This window comes from Streptomyces achromogenes subsp. achromogenes, from assembly GCF_000720835.1.
GTDB classification, from domain to species: domain Bacteria; phylum Actinomycetota; class Actinomycetes; order Streptomycetales; family Streptomycetaceae; genus Streptomyces; species Streptomyces achromogenes.
Genome location: NZ_JODT01000019.1, coordinates 149634 through 165982 on the forward strand (window position 1 = coordinate 149634; position 16349 = coordinate 165982).

General features: G+C 67.0%; 19 protein-coding genes and 1 tRNA gene. 9 read left to right on the forward strand and 11 right to left on the reverse strand.

The window, feature by feature from the left end; translation table 11 throughout:
• Positions 1–39: 39 nt before the first annotated feature.
• The 3 genes from ispF to IH25_RS0120560 all read right to left on the reverse strand — a co-directional run bounded on the left by ispF (position 40) and on the right by IH25_RS0120560 (position 2063).
• Positions 40–534, reverse strand: a complete 495-nt coding sequence (gene ispF, locus IH25_RS0120550) for a 2-C-methyl-D-erythritol 2,4-cyclodiphosphate synthase (protein ID WP_030612276.1) — start codon at positions 532–534, stop codon at positions 40–42.
• Positions 524–1300 carry a 2-C-methyl-D-erythritol 4-phosphate cytidylyltransferase gene (gene ispD / locus IH25_RS0120555; protein ID WP_030612278.1) on the reverse strand — a complete coding sequence of 259 codons (777 nt, stop codon included), beginning with the start codon at positions 1298–1300 and terminating at the stop codon, positions 524–526. The genes ispF and ispD overlap by 11 nt, the downstream gene beginning before the upstream one ends.
• A 280-nt stretch (positions 1301–1580) precedes the next feature.
• Positions 1581–2063 carry a CarD family transcriptional regulator gene (locus tag IH25_RS0120560; RefSeq protein ID WP_003953493.1) on the reverse strand — a complete coding sequence of 161 codons (483 nt, stop codon included), beginning with the start codon at positions 2061–2063 and terminating at the stop codon, positions 1581–1583.
• 616 nt (positions 2064–2679) lie between these two features.
• Between IH25_RS0120560 and IH25_RS0120565 the strand changes: the two genes are divergently transcribed.
• On the forward strand, positions 2680–3384 hold the full coding sequence (locus tag IH25_RS0120565) for a copper chaperone PCu(A)C (RefSeq protein WP_030612281.1): 705 nt from the start codon (positions 2680–2682) through the stop codon (positions 3382–3384).
• 164 nt (positions 3385–3548) lie between these two features.
• Here IH25_RS0120565 and IH25_RS0120570 read toward each other — a convergent pair whose 3' ends face one another.
• Together IH25_RS0120570 and IH25_RS0120575 are read right to left on the reverse strand one after the other, a co-directional pair.
• Positions 3549–4229: a response regulator transcription factor gene (locus tag IH25_RS0120570; protein ID WP_030612283.1), complete on the reverse strand. Its 681-nt coding sequence runs from the start codon at positions 4227–4229 to the stop codon at positions 3549–3551.
• Entirely contained in the window at positions 4226–5521 is a 1296-nt protein-coding gene (locus tag IH25_RS0120575; RefSeq protein ID WP_030612286.1) for a sensor histidine kinase, read from the reverse strand. The genes IH25_RS0120570 and IH25_RS0120575 overlap by 4 nt, the downstream gene beginning before the upstream one ends.
• 238 nt (positions 5522–5759) lie before the next feature.
• On the opposite strand from IH25_RS0120575, the gene phoU reads away from it, so the two are divergent.
• The 3 genes from phoU to IH25_RS0120590 all read left to right on the forward strand — a co-directional run bounded on the left by phoU (position 5760) and on the right by IH25_RS0120590 (position 7129).
• Positions 5760–6449, forward strand: a complete 690-nt coding sequence (gene phoU, locus IH25_RS0120580; protein WP_030612290.1) for a phosphate signaling complex protein PhoU — start codon at positions 5760–5762, stop codon at positions 6447–6449.
• 148 nt (positions 6450–6597) lie between these two features.
• Positions 6598–6756 (forward strand): hypothetical protein, encoded by a 159-nt coding sequence (locus IH25_RS41695; RefSeq protein WP_167346036.1) that lies wholly within the window; start codon positions 6598–6600, stop codon positions 6754–6756.
• A 124-nt stretch (positions 6757–6880) separates the two neighbouring features.
• Complete coding sequence (locus tag IH25_RS0120590) at positions 6881–7129, forward strand: SCO4226 family nickel-binding protein (protein ID WP_030612293.1); 249 nt, start codon at positions 6881–6883, stop codon at positions 7127–7129.
• A 10-nt stretch (positions 7130–7139) separates the two neighbouring features.
• Here IH25_RS0120590 and IH25_RS0120595 read toward each other — a convergent pair whose 3' ends face one another.
• The 5 genes from IH25_RS0120595 to IH25_RS0120620 form a co-directional block, all read right to left on the reverse strand.
• Positions 7140–7565 (reverse strand): nuclear transport factor 2 family protein, encoded by a 426-nt coding sequence (locus tag IH25_RS0120595; RefSeq protein WP_030612296.1) that lies wholly within the window; start codon positions 7563–7565, stop codon positions 7140–7142.
• Between the two features lie 150 nt (positions 7566–7715).
• Positions 7716–7904 (reverse strand): DUF4265 domain-containing protein, encoded by a 189-nt coding sequence (locus IH25_RS37650; RefSeq protein ID WP_037655326.1) that lies wholly within the window; start codon positions 7902–7904, stop codon positions 7716–7718.
• A 731-nt stretch (positions 7905–8635) separates the two neighbouring features.
• Positions 8636–8708, reverse strand: a tRNA-Gln gene (locus IH25_RS0120610).
• 78 nt (positions 8709–8786) lie between these two features.
• On the reverse strand, positions 8787–10019 hold the full coding sequence (locus IH25_RS37655) for a hypothetical protein (protein WP_051754061.1): 1233 nt from the start codon (positions 10017–10019) through the stop codon (positions 8787–8789).
• Between the two features lie 355 nt (positions 10020–10374).
• The gene (locus IH25_RS0120620) at positions 10375–11511 is read right to left on the reverse strand and encodes a DUF1152 domain-containing protein (RefSeq protein WP_078844339.1); all 1137 of its coding nucleotides are present in this window, start codon (positions 11509–11511) and stop codon (positions 10375–10377) included.
• 73 nt (positions 11512–11584) lie between these two features.
• Here IH25_RS0120620 and IH25_RS0120625 point away from each other — a divergent pair, with 73 nt between their 5' ends.
• From IH25_RS0120625 to IH25_RS0120635, 3 genes are all read left to right on the forward strand, one after another.
• A complete protein-coding gene (locus tag IH25_RS0120625) occupies positions 11585–12325 on the forward strand; it encodes a GntR family transcriptional regulator (protein ID WP_030612303.1) in 741 nt (246 codons plus the stop codon).
• 183 nt (positions 12326–12508) lie between these two features.
• Positions 12509–12946, forward strand: a complete 438-nt coding sequence (locus tag IH25_RS0120630) for an ATP-binding protein (protein WP_030612306.1) — start codon at positions 12509–12511, stop codon at positions 12944–12946.
• Between the two features lie 48 nt (positions 12947–12994).
• Positions 12995–13486 (forward strand): hypothetical protein, encoded by a 492-nt coding sequence (locus IH25_RS0120635; protein ID WP_030612309.1) that lies wholly within the window; start codon positions 12995–12997, stop codon positions 13484–13486.
• A 35-nt stretch (positions 13487–13521) separates the two neighbouring features.
• Here the strand turns inward: IH25_RS0120635 and IH25_RS0120640 are convergent, their stop codons facing one another.
• Positions 13522–13758, reverse strand: coding sequence for a hypothetical protein (locus IH25_RS0120640; RefSeq protein WP_030612312.1), 237 nt, complete (start codon positions 13756–13758; stop codon positions 13522–13524).
• Between the two features lie 233 nt (positions 13759–13991).
• Between IH25_RS0120640 and IH25_RS0120645 the strand changes: the two genes are divergently transcribed.
• Both IH25_RS0120645 and IH25_RS39620 read left to right on the forward strand, forming a co-directional pair.
• Positions 13992–14492 carry a YfbM family protein gene (locus tag IH25_RS0120645; RefSeq protein WP_030612315.1) on the forward strand — a complete coding sequence of 167 codons (501 nt, stop codon included), beginning with the start codon at positions 13992–13994 and terminating at the stop codon, positions 14490–14492.
• Positions 14493–15091: 599 nt separating this feature from the next.
• Positions 15092–16327, forward strand: a complete 1236-nt coding sequence (locus IH25_RS39620) for an AAA family ATPase (protein ID WP_078844340.1) — start codon at positions 15092–15094, stop codon at positions 16325–16327.
• Positions 16328–16349 lie beyond the last annotated feature (22 nt).

The window sequence follows — 16349 nt, forward strand, 5'->3', positions numbered from 1 at the left end:
AGGGATGACTGGTGAGCGTGAGGGTACCCTCGCACGCCGTCAGCGCACCCGCACCACCAGGGCCGTCGCCACCGCCATCAGTCCCTCGTCGCGGCCGGGGAAGCCCAGGCCGTCGGTGGTGGCGCCGGAGACCGACACGGGCGCGCCGGCCGCCTCGGAGAGGATCTTCTGGGCCTCGTCGCGGCGCTTGCCGATCTTCGGGCGGGGTCCGATCACCTGGACGGCGATGTTGCCGATGGCGAAGCCGGCCGCGCGCACGATCCGGGCGGCCTCGGTGAGCAGGGTGACGCCGGAGGCACCGGACCACTCGGGTCGGCCGGTGCCGAAGTGCTGTCCCAGGTCACCGAGCCCGGCGGCGGAGAACAGCGCGTTGCAGGCCGCGTGGGCGACCACGTCGGCGTCGGAGTGGCCGGCGAGTCCGGGCCCCTCGTCCTCCCACTTCAGGCCGGCGCACCACAGCTCGCGGCCGTCCTCGAAGGCGTGGATGTCGGTGCCGATGCCGACCCGGGGAAGCGGCGGTGCCTCAGAAGCCATCGGTGAGCCTCCTGCGGGCCAGGACCGCCTCGGCGAGGACCAGGTCCAGCGGGCGGGTGACCTTGAAGGCCTCCTCGTGACCGGGGACGGCCACGACCGTGAGCCCCAGCTGCTCGACCATGCTCGCGTCGTCGGTGACGTTCTCGGTGACGGTCTCGTGGGCGCGGACCAGGGTCGCCCGGTCGAAGCCCTGCGGGGTCTGGACGGCGCGCAGCCGGGACCGCTCGGGAGTGGCGACGACCGGCTCCGGGTCGCCGGCCGCGGCGGCGGGCTCGACCTCCTTGACCGTGTCGGCCAGCGGCAGCACGGGCACCACGGCGGGGGCGCCGTCGCGTACGGCCTCCACGACCGCGTCGACCGTGTCGACCGGGACCAGCGGGCGGGCCGCGTCGTGCACCAGGACGACGCCGTACTGCGGCGGCAGGGCGTCCAGGCCGAGCCGGACCGACTCCTGCCGGGACTCGCCGCCGGGGACGACCAGGAAGTCCGTCCTCCCCCAGCTACCGCTGGGGGTACCCCCAGGCAGCGCGTGCGCGTCGAGCAGGGACTTGACCTCGGCGGCGCCGTCCGGCGGGGCCACGACGATCACCAGGGAGACATGGCGGGACGCGGCGAGGGCGCGGACGGCGTGGATGAGCATGGGCGTGCCGCTCAGCGCGCGCAGCGCCTTGGGGGCGCCCGGACCGAGGCGCACGCCCCGGCCGGCGGCGGGAATCACGGCGGCGACGGGGGTCTGCGCGGGCGTGGGGCGCGATTCGTCAGACATCGGTTCCTGTCAGGTTTGTGTGCTCGACCTACGTGGGTATGGCCTTCAGGAGTGCCGGGCGCGACGCCTTGACCGGACCCTTTCCGTGACCCTGGTCGAGCCATGCGCCCGGGCCCGGCACGCCGAGTACCGGGGGGTTTGAACCGCAGGCTTCCCGGGGCACGCCCCGCGGGGACGAACATGCCGCAGCGCCCGGCGACAGGATCAGTGTCAACGGGCACCGCGGCATTTCACTGCTGTGCTGGGCGTGCCGGAAGCGATGGTTCGCTGCCTCTGCGCGTCAGGAGGCGAGCACCTCGTCGAGCAGGGCCTCGGCCTTGTCCTCGTTCGTGTTCTCCGCGAGCGCCAGCTCGCTCACCAGGATCTGGCGAGCCTTGGCGAGCATGCGCTTCTCACCGGCGGACAGTCCGCGCTCGCGCTCGCGACGCCACAGGTCGCGCACGACCTCGGCGACCTTGATGACATCGCCGGAGGCGAGCTTCTCCAGGTTTGCCTTGTAGCGACGGGACCAGTTCGTGGGCTCCTCGGCATACGGCGCGCGCAGCACCTCGAAGACCCGGTCCAGTCCGTCCTGACCGACCACATCACGCACGCCGACGAACTCCGCATTGTCCGCTGGCACACGTACCGTCAGGTCACCCTGGGCGACCTTCAGCACCAAGTAGGTCTTGTCCACGCCTTTGATCTGGCGAGTTTCGATAGCCTCGATCAGCGCGGCCCCGTGATGGGGATAGACCACGGTGTCGCCAACCTTGAACGTCATGTGACAGGTACCCCTTCCGTGGCTATCCAGGGTAACACGGATACGGCGTCTTCTGAATGGCGTTTTCGCAGGTCAGGGCATATCTCGGGGCTTGACAACAGCAACCGGGACGTGCTGCGCGGGCCTCGCGGAAGCGGGTATTCGCAGGTGGGAGGGGCTCTCCGGGCGAGGTGAAACGCGTACGCTACACGCCCCGGCAGCCCGATCCAAGTGGCGGAACGTCCCGGTTTGTCCGGCTCCGGCAGTGCGACTTCCGCTACTCCGTTCGGTGCCCACAGGTGGATGTGAGACGAATCCGAAATTGATCACCGGCCGCCGGACGGGCGCGTCGTGATCAATTTCGGGGAGCCCGGCACATTCCTCCACGGAAATTTCGCGACGGCCGCCATCAGGCGCGCACCGTCGCGTTATACGAATGGCAGACGAGCGCCTTCGCAATGTGACCGGCAGGTCACTTGTACCCGCCGGGGTACCTCCACCTGGAGGGATGGACGGGGCTTGGGGGAGGGTCGGGTGCGATGGCCCGGGAACGGCTCGGTAGCCTAAGGCCGCTGACAGACACTTAGGGCGGCTTTACAAGAGGAGCCGCCCGCGCGTTCAAGGAGTTGCCGCCGCCGTGAGCAGCAGCCTTCGACGCGGCGCCCTCGCCGCCTCCGCCATCGTCTTCTCGATCGCCTCGCTCGCCGCCTGCGGCGCCGGCAACGACTCGCAGACCCTGGAGATCAAGCCGGACAACGCGGCGACCAGCGTCGGCGCCATCAAGATCCAGAACGCCCTGGTCATCACCCAGCCCGACCTGAAGGCGACCGGTCCCGCGGTGATCTCCGCGACCGTGTTCAACTCGGGCGACAAGGCCGAGACCCTGGAGTCCGTGACCCTGGAGGGCAGCGGCACGTCCGCCGACCTCAAGCCCGCCAAGGGCAAGGACGTGACCGTCCCCGCGGGCGGCTCGCTGGTCATCGGCGGCAAGGGCAACGCCACCGCGACGCTGCCCAGCGGCCGCGAGGCCGTCAAGGACGGCGACGCCCAGAAGATCACCTTCACCTTCAGCAAGACCGGCAAGGTGAGCCTGAGCGCCTTCGTGGTCCCGGCCACCAGCTACTTCGACAAGTGGGGTCCGGCGCAGATCCCGTCGGGCAAGCCGTCGGCCTCGGCGTCGGCGACCAAGTCCGGCGCGCCGGGCACCACCCCGTCGGCGAGCGGCAAGCCGGAGCACGGCGGCGAGCCGGAGAAGAGCGGCGGGGCGACCCCGTCGGGCAGCGCCTCCGGTGAGGCCGTCGCCCCGAGCGACTCCGCCTCGCAGTCGGCCGCCGGCCACTGACGGGACGAGCGACTCCGCCTCGCGGTCGGCCACCGGCCTCCGAGGGGGCGTAGGGCCGCCGGCTCCTCGGGGCCGGGCGGCCCGTCGTACGTATGCGTGCGCCGAAGGGCGGCACCCCGTGTCCCGGGTGCCGCCCTTCGGCGCAGCTGTGGGCCCGTCGCGGCCTACGGCTCGAACTTGTAGCCCAGCCCGCGCACCGTCACCAGGTAGCGCGGCGCGCCCGGGTCCGGCTCGATCTTGGCGCGCAGGCGCTTGACGTGGACGTCCAGGGTCTTGGTGTCGCCCACGTAGTCGGCGCCCCAGACGCGGTCGATGAGCTGCATGCGGGTGAGCACCCGGCCCGCGTTGCGCAGCAGCATCTCCAGCAGGTCGAACTCCTTCAGCGGAAGGTCGACCTTGGAGCCGGCGACGGTGACCACGTGGCGGTCGACGTCCATGCGGACCGGGCCCGCCTCCAGCGCGGCCGGGGCGACCTCCTCCGGCTCGCCGCGCCGGCGCAGCACCGCGCGGATGCGGGCGACCAGCTCCCGGGAGGAGAACGGCTTGGTGACGTAGTCGTCGGCTCCTATTTCGAGACCGACGACCTTGTCGATCTCGCTGTCCTTCGCGGTCACCATGATCACGGGGACGTTGGAGCGGCCGCGCAGCTGGCGGCAGACCTCGGTGCCGGGCAGGCCCGGCAGCATCAGGTCGAGGAGGACCAGATCGGCGCCGTTGCGCTCGAACTCGTCCAGACCGTCGGGGCCGGTCGCCGCGACGGCGACCTCGAAGCCCTCCTTGCGAAGCATGTACGACAGGGCGTCGGAGAAGGACTCCTCGTCCTCGACGACGAGCACACGGGTCACGGAAGGACCTCCGGGGCGGGAAGCGAAGCGTACGGGGATGATTCGGGGGATCCGGCCTCGTCTTCGAAGCCGGGGTGCTGCTGTGCGCGGTCGCGGGCCGCGCCCGCCTCCGGCAGCCTGAGGGTGAAGGTGGAGCCCTGGCCCTCGGCGCTCCAGACCGTGACCTCCCCGCCGTGCGAGGCGACCACGTGCTTGACGATCGCGAGACCGAGACCGGTGCCTCCGGTGGCACGGGAGCGGGCCGGGTCGACCCGGTAGAAGCGCTCGAAGATGCGCTCCTTGTCCTTGTCGGAGATGCCGATGCCCTGGTCGGTGACGGCCAGCTCGATCATGTCGCCGCCGGGCGCGGAGACCCTGCGGGCGGCTATGCCGACGCGGGTGCGGGCCGGGGAGTAGTTGACGGCGTTCTCGACCAGGTTGCCGAGGGCGGCGGCCAGCTGTCCGCGGTTGCCCCACACGTGCAGGTCGGCGGCGTCGCCCTCGCGTCGCCCGCCCTGATCGGTCCCGTCGGGCGACCACACGTTCGAGGCCATCGTGATCTGCTTGGTGCCCGCCTGGTGGCGGCAGCGGTCGATGGCCTCGGCGACCAGCTCGTCCACGCGGACCGGCTCGGCGTCCTCCAGCGGGTCGTCGTTCTGCACCCGGGAGAGGTCGATCAGCTCCTGGACCAGATTGGTCAGGCGCGTCGCCTCGATCTGCATGCGGCCGGCGAAGCGCTGTACGGCCTCGGGGTCGTCGGAGGCGTCCATGACGGCCTCGGAGAGGAGGGACAGCGCGCCGACGGGCGTCTTCAGCTCATGGCTGACGTTCGCCACGAAGTCGCGTCGTACCGCCTCGATCCTGCGGGCCTCCGTCAGGTCCTCGACCAGCAGCAGGACCAGGCGGGAGCCGAGCGGGGCCACGCGCGCGGAGACCGCGAGGGCCTCGCCGCGCCCGGTGCCGCGCCGGGGGAGATCCAGTTCGACCTGGCGTATCTCCCCGTCCCTGCGGGTGTCCCGGGCCATCTGGAGCATCGGCTCCACCGAGAGCGTGCCACCGCGCACCAGCCCGAGGGCGTACGCGGCGGAGCTGGCCTTGACGACGGCGTCGGCCTCGTCGAGGACCACGGCGGAGGAGCGCAGCACCGACAGCACGGTGTCCACGCCGGGCGGGAGTACGGGATCGGTGTGCAAGGAAGTCCTGGTCGGTCGCTTCTGGTCGCGTTCGCTCCAGCGGAACGCCAGCATGGCGATGACGCCGGTCAGTACCCCGGCGATCGCTGCCGCTGCGGCGACCGCCGCGTTCACGTCCATGGCTCCAGGTTAGGCATGGGGTACGACATGCCCACAGCCGTCCGGGTGCGACCTCGAACACTCGTCGCCCAGAGTTCACCTTGGAGCCAGCATTGGTTCATTTGGGGTGGCGGAAAAGGACGCGTACGAGGCACAGCGTGGAACGTGGGGCACGTACCGCCGGTTTCGCCAGGGGGCGCGCGCGTGATGTGACGGCCCCCGAGATCCCCGGACGACCACGCACGAGAGGGAACCCACAATGCGGGACGCGTACCACGAGGAACTGGACTCGATCGGCGACGGACTGGTGGAGATGGCCCGGCTGGTCGGGTCGGCCATCGGGCGCGCCACGACCGCGATGCTCGACGCCGACCTGAAGCTGGCCGAGAGCGTGATCGAGGCCGACCAGAAGGTGGACGAGCTCCAGCACGACCTGGAGGCCCGGGCGATAGCCCTGCTGGCCCGGCAGCAGCCGGTGGCCACGGACCTGCGGATAGTCGTCACGTCGCTGCGGATGTCCGCCGACCTGGAACGCTCCGGCGACCTCGCCCAGCACGTGGCGAAGCTGGCGCGGCTGCGGTTCCCGGAGCGGGCGGTCCCGCAGGACCTGCACGCCACCATCCTGGAGATGGGCCAGCTCGCGCAGCGCCTGATGGCGAAGGCCGCCGAGGTGATCGTGACCAAGGACGTCGACCTCGCCCTCCAGCTGGAGCAGGACGACGACGAGATGGACCTGCTGCACCGCACCCTCTTCCAGCACCTGATCGACGACCGCTGGAAGCACGGCATCGAGACGGCGGTCGACGTCACACTGCTGGGCCGCTACTACGAGCGGTACGCCGACCATGCCGTGGCCGTGGCCAAGCGGGTGGTGTACCTGGTGACGGGCGAGCACGCGGACGAGCTGCAGGCGGACATCCAGGGGGTTACGGGGGTGGAGGGGGCGTAGCCCTCCGGGGGTTCGGCAGGGGTTTTGGGCCTGCGCGTGGACGGAGGGCCGGCGTGGCCGAACGCCTCCGTGCGCCGTTGATGCGCCCGGCCGAATGGGCATGAAATGGGCGAGGGCATCCCTGCCCCGAGGTACTAGGAGGGGACCCATGGCCGAATCCCTTGGCAGCACCACGCCCGACCCCACGCAGGAGCGCGAGACCGAGCAGCCCGCCGAGATCAGGAGCCTTCCGCTGGTAGCCGCGTGCGGCTGCGGCTCGGGCTGCGGCTGTGGGTGCCAGTCGGGCAACCCGTGCCAGTGCGGCTGAACGACGACCGGGGCCGGCGCGAACACGCTTCGCGCCGGCCCTCCGCCGCTCCGGGTGCCCTCACCGCCGGCCAGGCGCAGCATGGAGATGCGGGAAGCGTCCGGTCGTAAGGAGGCGCGGGATCATGGCCAGGTTCATGGACATCCACCGCGGCATGCGGGGCATCACGGCCGACCAGTTGATGGCGGCCCACCAGGCCGACCTCGCCATCGAGCAGGAGGAGTCGGTCCACTTCGAACACGCCTGGGCGGACCCGGAGTCCGGCACGGTCTACTGCCTCTCCGAGGCCCCGTCGGCCGATGCGGTCCAACGCGTCCACGAACGCGCGGGACACCAAGCGGACGAGGTACATCCGGTGCCGTTCGAGGTCTGACCCCGTCGTCTCACTGATCCGGGACGCATGCCTCAGCGATCGACAGACTGTTCTCGTAGAGGTGATGCCGAACGATCCGCCCGTCCTCCACGGTGAGCCGCAACGCGAACGGCCCCGCGAAGGACTTGCCCGTGGCGCGTACGGTCCCCGACACATGCCCCATGAGCACGGCATCGGCACCATCGACAAGAAAGGCGTCGACGGAGGCACGCGCGTCCTCGGGCACGGTGTACTCCATCAACTCCGAGAACTGAGCGGCACATTCGACCCCGGTACGCCTCGGCCGGATCCACGGCACGCCCGGGTTCTCGGCGAGCATCCAGTCGACTTCGTCGGCGAAGAGCTCCACGAGCCGCTGGGTGTCTCCGGCGAGGCGAGCGGCGAGGAAGTCTTGGACTACGGCGCGGGTGGCCTCGGCGCTGACCTCTGAACTCATGTTGGTGCCACTGGACTTGTCGAACACGAAGCTCTCCTCACGACTGCGGGGCCGGCACCCGCCGGGGGTTCCTACCGATGGGCTCGACCCTGCCAGGGAGGAGAGGGGTGGGTCGATTACCGGAGAGGTAATGAACAGCCGTGAAGGCCCTCAGCCGGTGGAGACAGCCCGCCACTGCGCGGTGACGCACCCCTCCTCCACGTCCCACCACTCCTTGGCCACGCCCTCATCGGCCTCGACCGCCACGACGTCCCCGCAGGCGATCCCCCTGACGAACCAGGGCGTGTTGTCGAGCCGCACGGTGCCGTCCCCCAGGTCGACGGCCAGCACCGGCTTCACGGCGAGCGCCTGTCCCTACTGGCGCCTCATCATTACTATCGCCTCATGAATTTATTTTCACTAGCAAGCGCACTGATTGGTGCCGCAATTGGAATGGGGTCCACTTTAATGGTTGACGCCATGAGGTGGCGACGAGAGAAGGGTGCACGACAGGAGACCGCAAGAAGAGAGGTGTACACGGGATATCTAGTATCGCTCGCCAAATGGCGTAACGGCCTGCGGGAAGTCGCCTACAACCCTTCGTTGACGCCTGAGCAACGGTGGGAAACTGCCCGCCGGGCACTACCTGACAGCCAGGCCTACGAAAAGAGGATGGAGATGTTCATCACCGCCCCACCCGAGGTCGTACGCCACTCAGAGGCAGCGTATAAGTCACTGCGGAACATGAAGGACCCCATTGCGAATGGCCTTCTTCAGGATAATCCCGAATACCGAGTCCTTGTTAACACATTCGAAAGCAAACTTCAGAGCCTGAGGTCTGCTATGCGCGCCGATCTCGGAGTGGCAGACCCTGAGGCGGGCATAGGGTTTCCGGGAGTCGTTCCCTGATCGACGCATCGACCGACGAATAGGACCCCAACCCTGTGCCCGATGCAGGCGGGTCCCGCGGGTTCAGCCACAACGGCCTTTCGGGCCAGCCTGCAACACCCGAAACCGCACTCACGGAGCAAGTGCTCCGCACTTATGAAAAAGCCGCCGATCAGGGTGTTTTCGACGGGTACGTGAACAGGCGACGAGGGCAGGATTCGAACCTGCGTCCACCCGGGATCAGAGCCGGGCGCTCCTCCGCAGAGCTTCCTCGTCGCCGCTGTGATCATTGCCCAGGGCTGCGGCGGGAGCAACTGATTTACCGGATCAGTCCGGGGCATTGCTTGTCATCGGTCACAGCCACTCCTGCGCAGCCGCACGCTTGTCCTTGCCGGAAAAGACACCTGCCGACCGGAGCGCGCTGGCCATGAGCGGATCTGCCACGGCAACTCCATGCACCAGCTCGGGTGTGCGCCGGAAAGGGACGGCCTCAGCTGTCGGCCTGGGAGCGGTCCAGGCACCTGCTACCGGGTCTACCCGATGCCGGGCGCAAACTGCTTCGACGAGTGAGCGCGGACATTCCTTCTCACCCCGGAGAACTTCCCAGGGCATAGGCAGATCCGCCCACACATAGGTGTCGGGATGCAGTCCGCCCCCGCTCATGCGGTGCCAGTACGCGACGTCGGCAGCCATGAGACGGGGTACCTTGCCAGGGCAGAAGCGATCCAGGATCTCGTACTGCCCCAGCTCCTCCATCAGCGCGAACCAATGTGCCCGGGCCGTGTTCCATGCTTGCGCGGCCTGGTTCCAGGTCGACGAGTCGTCGCCGCGGCGCACGATCATCGTTCCGCGTTCCAGCGGATGCCGGTTCCAGGCGTCTTCCAGCAGGTCGGCGACCTGGCGCAGGACACGGTTCCACCGAATCAGCAGCTGCGTGAGGTCTTCGTCGGACACATGGGCCAGCACTTCGTCCGTCGGGTACACATGCGCGACCGCGTACCAGCAGGTCCGCTCGGGAGCATCCCGCAGACGCTCGAACAACGCCATCGCGACCTCGTCGTAGACCTGACGTTGCCGGCCGTTGGTGAAGATGCTGCGCATGTACCCGCGTGCCGTGATGTACGCGATGAAGGCCGCCGAGTCCGTGTCGGTGGCGAACAGTTCGTACGGCAGCGCGTGAGCGAGGGCGCCTTTGCCGGTCATCGTCACTTCGCGGCGGTACTGCTCGTGGATGAGCCGGGCCAGCTTGGCTTCCATCCGGCGCAGCAGCCGGAAGCGCTTGTTGTACTGGCGCTTCGATATCTCACCGAGGCCCGCCGCCGTGCGCTCGGCCCGGTTCAGCCGGTCCATACCGAAGTCGTTCTGCCCGTACGACCGACCGATCTCCTCCCCGGCACGCCGGATCACCGCCTCTATCCGGGCGGGATCGTCGCCGGCGCCCGCCGGAAGCTCCGGCACGCTCGTGAAAAGACTGGTCGCTCGAGCGAGTTGCCGCTGGGCGCCGACGGGACGCGCGAACTCTTCCAGCATGGAGGTATAGCCGTGCCAGAGGTTACGCAACGAGTTCTCGGCAGCCTTGGCGAGCACCGCCTCGGTCGCTGTATCGAGGTCAATGCCTGAGCGGTGTAAAGGTCTTGGATAAGCCGGGCCACGTCCTCAGGACGCTTGCGCAGCGTGAGTGATGCGTGCAGTTCACGGAGCAATTGTTCGACCACAGGCGACGGCATGAGCGTCACCTTGTCATCAGCTCGACCAGTGCTCCACTGGTTATTCGCCTGCATCGTTGCTCTGGGTTGCTTGGTCCCCTTGGTTCGTACCGCGCTGGACGACGACAGTGACCTCGTCGAGGCGTCCTGTATCACCAAAGGCGCCGGCCCCCTGTTCGCCGAGGCCATCTTCGCCGCCGTCGGACGCCCTTCGCGGACCAGAACATGTGATGAACTCACGTTCCGCCAAACGGCATAGGAGACTGCGCAGTTACCTCACGTGGTCGTCGTAGCCGCCACAGAGTCTCGTCATACTGCTCCGGGCGTTCACTGATGAGTAGTCGGCGCAGGTCGACGAGCTGAGATCCGCTGAGGTTCAGTGCCTCGGTGATACGGCGGAACGTCATATGGGTGACGCCGCGGCTGAGAGCCTCCGCATCGAGCCCGGCAAGTTGACGAAACATGGACTCAGCGTCGAGCTCCACCAGCGGCTGGTCCTTTAGCCGCTTTGCCGCCTTGTCGCGCTCGTAGTCAACCTCCGAGAAACCGCAAACGTCGCGGCTGTGCGCCTCGGCCTCGTCCAGCGCGGTAGTGGAGGTGAGGGCGCGGGCCAGACTGTTGCGGCTCAACGCTTCACCCAAGTCGACCTCGTGGATCCTCGGAGCCTCGTCGGTGAGGGGAATCGGCAGGCCCGCGTCTCGGATCTCGCAGGTGCCTCGGACTCCCCGGGCTGTCGCGGCGAGCATCGCCGTGGCCTCGGAGGGGTGCCACTCCAGGATCGAGCTGATCGGTTCGACGTCCTTCGCTGTGAGGGTGTGTACCAGAGGGCCGAGGAGCGGGCGCAGTTCGTCCGGAGGTAGTTCGCCGTCCAGGCCGGGGCCGGCGATCAGGAGGCGTACGGGGGCGTTCACCTGGGAGGCGGCGGCCAAGGTGAGGGCGTCGGCGAGTGGACTCTTCAGCGTTGGCTCGTCCCCTCGCGCGAGGATGTCGCCGCCCACGTCCAGAAGGTCGATCGACACTGGTTCCAGGTGGCTGATCAACTCCTCCAACTGGCACGTGATCCCTACGGTGCCTTGGCCGGGATCCAGGAGCGCAAAGGTGTGCGGGAGCGCGGCAGCGAGAAGTGGGAGCGTGGATCCCGCCGGTGCGATTGGACGGGCCTCGGCCGGCACCGCTGAGACGGTTCGGGTGATCGGGCGGAGGCCGGTGAAGTCGCGGGCACCTCGCGGACCCGGTACCGGGTCGATGAGCAAGCGGTCCCAGGCGTACGTGAGGATCACCCCGGGTTCCTCGTCGCCGTACAGGGCGGCGTGCAGCATGGCGGCGGCTACCGCGTCGCCTCCTCCTCCAGCCGCGATGATCAACCGCTTCATGCCATCCAGCGTACGAGTTCGACGCTCACCCTATAGTGGCCAAAGGCCATAGCCACTTTGACAGGGAGGACGCATGCCTCAGATCGAGGAGGCACAGCCGAAGTATCTGCAGATCGCGCACTACATCCGCGACCAGATTCTTCGGGGTGACCTGCGGCCGGGGGACGAAGTGCCTTCGGAACGGCAGCTCGCGGCTGACTGGAACGTGTCCAGGCCGACCGCCGCCCGCTCACTGGAGGCCCTGAGCCATCAGGGCCTGGTCGAGAAGCGGCAGGGTTCGGGGACGTACGTCCGAAGCCTCGAAGTCAATCGGCGGGCGCGCGAGTTGTACGGCCGCGCCCGGCAGACCGGCAAGATCTACACGCCTGGTGAGTACGCGGTCATCACGTCGGCCGGCTGGCTGGAGGCCCCGGACTACGTCGCCGAGGCGCTGGGTCTGGGCAAGGATCGCCAGGCCGTGCACCGACGCCGCGTGACCAACAACCAGGACGGACCCATCACGTTGTCCACCTCGTGGTTCGCTCCGGATGTCGGCCGAAAGGCGCCGAAGCTCATGGATCCCGAGCGGATTCAGGAGGGGACACTTCTGTACGTCGAAAATGTGACGGGACGGCGGGCAAGCTACGCCGAAGACCGCGTGTGCGCCCGAACCGCGTCGGACGAGGAAGTGTCCGACCTTCAACTGGAGCCTGGCTCGGCCGTGTTGGTCGTACATCACGTCGTCTTCGACCTTCAGGACCGGGCTCTGGAGTTCGCCGAGGCCACCTACCCGCCGGAGCGCTGGGCGTTCGAACAGGGTTACCCACTGACTTAACCCTCGAGTGAGTTACTCCGAAGCGCTTGCACCCCGTAAGTGGCCAATGCCACTATCCAGTAAGTGGCCATGGCCACTTACTGGATAGTGGCAACGCGGGTCGGCACCAGGTGCAGCCGGGACCATGCCACGTCGAAGCGGCAGCGCCTCAGGCTGCCGACGGCACTCAAGGAGTGAGCGCTGATGATGTACACGGTCGATCGCGACCCGTCCCCCGAGTCGCCCCGGCTCGGAGCGATGACCCTGCATCCCGTTCCCGAGTCCGTACCCCGGGCCCGGCGCTGGTTCCAGAAGTTCATCGCGCCATACCAACCGGCTTGCTCTGTCGACGACTGCACGCTGATGATCTCCGAACTGGTGACCAACGCCATCCTCTACGGCCGGTCGGACGACTCGTGGCTGGTACGAGTGGAGTGGTTCCGCGAGGAGACGACGCTCCGAGTCGACGTACACAATCCGGGCTTCCCCGTGAACGTACGACTCCGCCACCCCGACGCGGACGAGGCGCATGGAAGGGGTCTGCTCCTGGTCGACGCCATCGCTCACTCATGGCGGTCAGGCCCGAGTGACTACGGCGGTACCGTCGTGTCGTTCGTGATGGCCGACGCATGGCCCGACTGACCTTCTTGATGCGACAGTTGCCGATCCTCAACGAGGAGGACCACGACCGTGATGACCATCGCGGTGACCGGCCACATGGACCTGACCGAAGACACCATCCCCCTGGTCCGTGCCGCGCTGGACGACTTGCTGAAGCCGTACGCCGACGGTGGTGACCTCGTCGGGATCTCCTGTATCGCCAAGGGCGCCGACTCCCTGTTCGCCGAAGCCGTCCTCCGCGCCGGCGGGCGGCTCGCCGTCGTCATTCCCTCGCGGGACTACCGCCGGGAGAAGGTCAAGGCCGACCACGCGGACCTCTTCGACCGGCTCGCCGAAGCGGCCGACGAGGTTGTCGTCCTCCCCAACGACACCGCCGACCGGCATGCCTACGAGGCCGCCAACGCCGTGCTCCTCAAGCGCGCCGACCGGCTCGTGGCCGTATGGGACGGGAAGCCGCCCAGCGGCAAGGGTGGCGGTACCGCCGACACCGTCCTGGAAGCGCGGGCCGCGGGCATCCCCGTGGACGTCGTCTGGCCGGACGGAGCGGCCCGGAGAAGGTGATGCACTGGCAGTGGGCTCCCGCAGACCCCGCCCTCTCAGGGGCCGAGGACGCCCAGCCCGGCGAGTGCGAGGCAGGCGGTGCCGAAGAGGAAGAATCCACCCATGCCGATCATGGCTGCCCCGAGTGTCCGGACGCCGGCGCTACGGCCCCCTTGCGGCACCAACGTACCCAACGCCTTCTGCCTGGCGTCGAGATAAGCGGGTAGCCGCCCGGTCCGCCACAGCATCCGCCCGGCACTGATCAGCGCTATGCCGAAAACCAGCGTGAACACGCTCGTCCGGAGCTGGTTGGCCGGGTCGTGCCCGTCTTCTTTCCCTGGGTCGTGCCGGGGATCTTGATGAGCTGGGTTTTCGCTGCTCAGGAGCAGTGGATACGTGCGCCTGGTAGTCAACGTTGGTCGTCATTGGCCACTGTTCAGCGACCTCGGACGGCCCAGGGACGGCCCAGTTCTGCCGCGCTCGACTGGCAACTGGCGTTGTCAGTGACCCCGCATAGTCTCCGGCCATGAGCATGATCGGCGAGTACCTGCGTGTTACGGCTGCTGAACTCGGCCGGGCGACCCGAGAGCCCGACTGGGCTCTGGACTTGGTCGAAGAGGTCCAGGACGCCGAGGAGGAGACGGAGCCCGCGCCGGCCGAGGCACGTCACTTCAGCACGTACAAGGCCTGGGACATGCTCCGCTTCCTGCTGGCGCGCGTCGAGTTCCCCGTGAACGTGATCCACGGTGAGGAGCCGTTCGCCGAGGATGAGGACTGGGGGTACGGGCCTGCGAGGTACCTGCGACCTGAGCGGGTCAAGCTCGCAGCGGAGGCTCTGCGGGCTAGCAGCTATGACCAGCTCGTCAGAGGTGTGGATCCTGCCGAACTGACCAGTGCCGAGGTGTACCCCCTCGGATGGGGCGAGCCTGGCGCACTGGAGTGGGGGCGACCCTGGTACGACGGCCTCACTCAGTTCTTCGAGGCCGCTGCCAGAGCGGACGACGCGGTGCTCGTCTGGTTGGACTGATAGGCAGATACAGAGGTGAGATCTCAACTTGGGAAGCTCGGGTTTTATGGCGGCGGTTGGTGCGCTGAGCTGCGGCGGAGTGGTGTTGCACCCCTGGTCGCATACAGGGTGAGTTCCCGCTGTTCCCCGTGGTTCCCCGCTGGATCTGGCACGTGTCTGGCACGACCTCTTCGTCTCAGGGCGGCTCGGCTGCCCGACCGGGCCTCGACTCGACCAAGCGCTTAGAAGATGCGGGCACATGGTGGTGCGGCGGTTGGCCGGCACGACGTGGCCATCATGACGGGCTGCTGAGTCCCGCTGGCGTACGTCATCGTTGCCGTCACTGCCGTCGGTGGCGAAGGGGCCGTATGCAATTGTGGGTTGGTGCCGCTGTTCGTGGTCGTTGATGTCAACGGGGACCGCTGATCTGGTCCCTAGCCTCGCGGCGCCCGTACTGCCTCCGCCAGGGTCGTGCCCCCGAGTCATCCACCTACCAACTGTGTGACACGTACACGAAGCACCAGCAAGGGAGCGATTCGTCAGTCCAGCAGGGGGGTCATGGTCAGAAGCTTGCAGTTACTTGCGGGAAACAGGTACCGCACGCTGTCAACCCTGCCATCATGGCTGCACTGATCTGCCGTGAGAGGGGCATCCTTGTGGCCACGTCATCGCCACGTTGGTACGTGAAGAGGGTTCTTGTTGAGGGCCTAGGCGGGCGCAAAAAGACGTACGAACAGGATCTTAACCCTGACGTCAACGTCTTCTTTGGTCTTAACGGTAGCGGAAAAACTACGCTGCTCCGTATTATTCACTGTGCCCTGAGCGAGGAGATGGCCCCTATTATTGGCGCGCCTTTTCGGCACGCCACAGTGGAGATCGAGCTACCTGAGCGCGATATGATCGTAGTGCGCGACTTCGAGATGCCAGATGAGGTGCATATCGAAGCGGCTATTAGGCGAGCAATCCCACCGAGTATGCGCAACCGTCCCGGTGCTCGCCTGAGTCCTCGCGTTGAACGACTCGTGCAGGAAACGTTCTCATGGGATACGAGCTACGTATACCTGGCGGGCGAGCCAAGCAACACAGAGAACGTACAAGCTTCGGGTGACTTCCCACATCGCTACCTTCCTACCTCACGCATCTTCGACGCGCGAGACATCTCAAACGAGGCAGGCGATCGGAATTTGGACGAATACTTCGCTGACTCGATCCAGCGGCTTTGGTCCAATTATTCTGCTAAGGTTTTGGCGGCAGTTCGCCAAGCGCAGGAAGACGGCCTGGGGCGCATTTTGGCCGGCGTCATTTCCCCTGAGCAGAATGTGGTCGCGGACTGGGAATTGGATTACGATAAGGCTTTCATTCGCGTTACCAACTTCCTGCGGAGGCGCGGCGCGCTTCATCTAGTCCTTGATCGAGAAGGATTTCTCAATAGGTTCGACTCGGACTCCGCGTTCAAGCGGGTAGTTGTGGACATTAATGAAGTTGAGGAACGTATTGAAAGTGCTTTGGAGCCGCGCACAAAGCTGCAAACGCTAGTTTCGAGACTTATCTCGGGACCGAAACAAATCAACTTCCTAGATACGCAGATCAGGGCAGTCACAGCGGAGAACAAAGATATTTCGCTGGAGAAGCTAAGTTCTGGCGAGCGTCAGCTCATTCGCATCCTCGTGGAAGCTCTCTCGGCGGATGGGCGGCCAATCATCATCGATGAACCGGAACTTTCGATGCATGTTGACTGGCAGCAAGTTCTCATCGAATCCATTCGGACGATTGATGAAGATGCGCAGGTAATTACCGCCACACATTCTCCCGAGATCATGGCTGACATCGCTGACGAAAAGATTTTCCGACTTTGAGACTTCAGCACTCGCCTAGCGG

Excerpts from the sequence above, each read along its gene's own strand:
- IH25_RS0120630 (WP_030612306.1), top strand. The coding sequence starts at position 12,509 with ATGATGTACACGGTCGATCGCGACCCGTCCCCCGAGTCGCCCCGGCTC.
- phoU (WP_030612290.1), top strand. The coding sequence starts at position 5,760 with ATGCGGGACGCGTACCACGAGGAACTGGACTCGATCGGCGACGGACTG.
- IH25_RS0120645 (WP_030612315.1), top strand. The coding sequence starts at position 13,992 with ATGAGCATGATCGGCGAGTACCTGCGTGTTACGGCTGCTGAACTCGGC.
- IH25_RS41695 (WP_167346036.1), top strand. The coding sequence starts at position 6,598 with ATGGCCGAATCCCTTGGCAGCACCACGCCCGACCCCACGCAGGAGCGC.
- IH25_RS0120625 (WP_030612303.1), top strand. The coding sequence starts at position 11,585 with ATGCCTCAGATCGAGGAGGCACAGCCGAAGTATCTGCAGATCGCGCAC.
- IH25_RS39620 (WP_078844340.1), top strand. The coding sequence starts at position 15,092 with ATGGCTGCACTGATCTGCCGTGAGAGGGGCATCCTTGTGGCCACGTCA.
- ispF (WP_030612276.1), bottom strand. The coding sequence starts at position 534 with ATGGCTTCTGAGGCACCGCCGCTTCCCCGGGTCGGCATCGGCACCGAC.
- IH25_RS0120620 (WP_078844339.1), bottom strand. The coding sequence starts at position 11,511 with ATGAAGCGGTTGATCATCGCGGCTGGAGGAGGAGGCGACGCGGTAGCC.
- IH25_RS0120575 (WP_030612286.1), bottom strand. The coding sequence starts at position 5,521 with ATGGACGTGAACGCGGCGGTCGCCGCAGCGGCAGCGATCGCCGGGGTA.
- IH25_RS0120590 (WP_030612293.1), top strand. The coding sequence starts at position 6,881 with ATGGCCAGGTTCATGGACATCCACCGCGGCATGCGGGGCATCACGGCC.
- ispD (WP_030612278.1), bottom strand. The coding sequence starts at position 1,300 with ATGTCTGACGAATCGCGCCCCACGCCCGCGCAGACCCCCGTCGCCGCC.
- IH25_RS0120560 (WP_003953493.1), bottom strand. The coding sequence starts at position 2,063 with ATGACGTTCAAGGTTGGCGACACCGTGGTCTATCCCCATCACGGGGCC.
- IH25_RS0120595 (WP_030612296.1), bottom strand. The coding sequence starts at position 7,565 with ATGAGTTCAGAGGTCAGCGCCGAGGCCACCCGCGCCGTAGTCCAAGAC.